Source organism: Halogeometricum sp. CBA1124 (genome assembly GCF_009741955.1).
GTDB lineage: Archaea > Halobacteriota > Halobacteria > Halobacteriales > Haloferacaceae > Halogeometricum > Halogeometricum rufum.
In genome coordinates, this window is sequence record NZ_WPCD01000358.1 from 1 (window position 1) to 1,422 (window position 1,422).

The following is a 1,422-nucleotide window of genomic DNA, read 5'->3' on the forward strand; positions in this document are numbered from 1 at the left end:
GTATCCGTCACCCCGAACCTCGCGGCCGACGGCGAAGTCCGGTGACCGGGGCAGACGAGTTTCGCGCCGAACTCGGGGTCCAGCGCCGCGAACAGCGAGAGTCCGGTGATTCGCTCGCCGTTGGCCAGCACGTCCACGTCGCGCCACGCGACGTCTCGGCCGCGCGCCGTCCCTATCGGGTGGCCGAGCAGCGACACCGCCGTTCGAATCAGTCGCCTCGTCGGCCCCGGCGGTGAGGGCGCCGCCGGCCGCGTAGTGCCCGAACCCGCCGTCGAGGACGCGGCCGTCGGCGGCGGCGATGCCCGCGAACGCCTCCCCCGGCGCGGGGTGGTCGGGACTGTCGAGGAGGGCGTACGTCGCCGCCGTCTCGACGACGGTGCCGGTGCCGTCCCACGCGAGGGGTTCGACCGGCGCGTCGGCGACGACGGGGAGCGACCCGGTGGCGCGCCGGAGGTTCTGGTCGTGCCGCCTGAACCCGACGTGGACGTGGTTGCCGACCCACGGCGCGAAGAAACCCGAGCGGACCATGGGCCCGAGGGAGTCGCCGACGGCGACGCTGTCTCCGGCTTCGACGGCCGGTTCGACGTGGAGAATCCGCGCGACGCAGTCGCCCGCGTCCACGAGAATCAGGTACTCCTCGTCGTGCGCGTACGGCTTCGGCGGCGCGCGCACCGTCCGCGTCTCCAGCACCTCGCCCGCGACGGGCGAGAGACCCTCGTTCGACGCCGGATAGAGGTCTATCGCGCAGCCGTGGTCGTGGGCCGGATACGGGGAGTTGTAGAGCGAGAACCGCCGGTAGCGCCGGAGTACCGACGCCGGGAGCGTCACCGCGTCGTCCGCGTCCGCCGGGTACGTCGGCGCCGACGCCGACGCCGACACGGATTCGGGCGCGTCCGCGACGCGCGACTCGTGGCCGTCCATGCCGAGACGGGGGACCGGGAGGGCTTAGGCGCGTCGGGACCTGTCGGACGGTATGACCGGCGAGCGTGGCGGAAGGGTGGTCCGAATCGTCCGCGGACGGGCGGCGACGCGGGAGGCCGACCGGGGCGCGACGGAGGCGATGGGCGAGGAAACCGCCGAGACGGGCGTCCCGGCGTTCCGCGCGTGGACGCCGCACCGGCAGGTGGCGTTCGGGCGGCGCGACGCGCACGCCGACGGCTACGAGACGGCGCGCGAGGCGGCCGAGTCGCGGGGGTTTCCGGCGCTCGAACGAAGCGTCGGCGGGCGCGCCGTCGCCTACACGGGACGGACGGTGGCGTTCGCCTCCGCCGTCCCCGTCGCGAACGACCGGACCGGGATGGACGACCGCTACGAGACGGCGACGACGGGTGTCGTCCGCGCCCTGCGGTCGCTCGGCGTCCCGGCGAGGCGGGGCGAACCACCCGCGTCGTTCTGTCCGGGCGACCACTCGGTGCAAGCGCA

2 pseudogenes are annotated in these 1,422 nt (G+C 74.6%); one reads left to right on the forward strand and one right to left on the reverse strand.

Annotation, left to right across the window (positions count from 1 at the left end):
- A pseudogene (locus GJ632_RS21470) lies at positions 1 to 921 on the reverse strand (hypothetical protein); the annotation flags it as partial.
- A gap of 52 nt (positions 922 to 973) precedes the next feature.
- On the opposite strand from GJ632_RS21470, the pseudogene GJ632_RS21475 reads away from it, so the two are divergent.
- Positions 974 to 1,422: pseudogene (locus tag GJ632_RS21475) on the forward strand (lipoate--protein ligase family protein); the annotation flags it as partial.